The sequence below is a fragment of the Methylobacterium sp. WL69 genome (genome assembly GCF_008039485.1).
In the GTDB taxonomy this organism is placed as follows: domain Bacteria; phylum Pseudomonadota; class Alphaproteobacteria; order Rhizobiales; family Beijerinckiaceae; genus Methylobacterium.
In genome coordinates, this window is record NZ_VRUZ01000197.1 from 1 (window position 1) to 1,226 (window position 1,226).

General features: G+C 73.6%; 2 protein-coding genes. One reads left to right on the top strand and one right to left on the bottom strand.

Annotated elements, in window-relative coordinates; all coding sequences use genetic code 11:
* The coding region (locus FV218_RS22420) for a hypothetical protein (protein ID WP_147711603.1) at positions 1 to 352 on the bottom strand (352 nt) is incomplete at its 3' end.
* Between the two features lie 91 nt (positions 353 to 443).
* On the opposite strand from FV218_RS22420, the gene cobF reads away from it, so the two are divergent.
* The gene (cobF, locus tag FV218_RS22425) at positions 444 to 1,205 is read left to right on the top strand and encodes a precorrin-6A synthase (deacetylating) (RefSeq protein WP_147711604.1); all 762 of its coding nucleotides are present in this window, start codon (positions 444 to 446) and stop codon (positions 1,203 to 1,205) included.
* Positions 1,206 to 1,226: the final 21 nt, after the last annotated feature.

The following is a 1,226-nucleotide window of genomic DNA, read 5'->3' on the forward strand; positions in this document are numbered from 1 at the left end:
GGGCGCGGGCATGGGCCCGCGCTTCGGGGCCGCGCGCGGGCAGGGCCGGATGGGTCTCGGGCGCGAGGGCGGTGCCGGTGCAGCAGGCGGTGCCCGGCCGGCAGCAGGCCCCGTCGCAGGGATGGGCGAGGCCCGTCTCCGCGCTCGCCCGGTCCACACCAGCGCTGACGACGGATGTCGCCGCGACGGAAGCGGGGAGGGGGGTGACGGCCGCAGTCCGGTCCGGGCCCGCGGGGGCGTGTCCCGCATGCATCCGGCCCGCATGCGCCTCGGCGCCCGACGGCACGGCGAAGACGGCGATCAGAACGATCACCGCCACCAGCCAGAGTGCCATGTTGCGCGCGCGAGCCATGCTGGCGATCCACATAGCATGGGCGCCGTCCCCGCGACAGATGGGTTTTTCTCGCCTAATCCAGGGGGTGGGTCTGAGAGCACATCAAATGTTGCGTACCATCCGGGTCATCGGCATCGGGACCGGCAATCCCGAGCACGTCACCGTCCAGGCGGTGCGCGCCCTCAACACCGTCGACGTGGTGTTCGTCCTCGACAAGGGCCGGGAGAAGGCCGACCTCGTGGCCGTGCGGCGCGAGATCTGCGCCCGCTACATCACCGAGCGGCCCTACCGCTTCGTCGAGGCCCAGGACCCCGAGCGCGACCGCGACCCCGCCGATTACGGGGCGACGGTGGAGGCCTGGCACGCCGCCCGCGCCGTCCTCTACGAGGCGATGATCGAGGGCGAGCTGCGGCCCGACGAGTGCGGCGCCTTCCTGGTCTGGGGCGACCCGTCCCTCTACGACAGCACCCTGCGGATCATCGAGCGCATCGTGGCGCGCGGGCGCGTGCCCTTCGCCTACGACGTGATCCCGGGGATCAGCAGCGTCCAGGCCCTCGCCGCCGGCCACCGCATGGCCCTCAACCGCATCGGCGCGCCGGTCCACATCACCACGGGCCGGCTCGTCGCCGACGGGCTGCCGCCCGGCGCCGACACCACGGTGGTGATGCTCGACGGGGCCCCGCGCTTCGACCACCTCGACCCCGATCTCACCATCCACTGGGGCGCCTACCTCGGCACCGCCGACGAGATCCTCCTGTCCGGCCGCCTCGGCGACGTCGCCGGCCTCATCCTCCGGACCCGGACGGAGGCCCGCGCCCGCCACGGCTGGATCATGGACACCTACCTGCTGCGCACGCCCGGGGCGGAGTGATCCGCCCAACCCCCTGCGCCC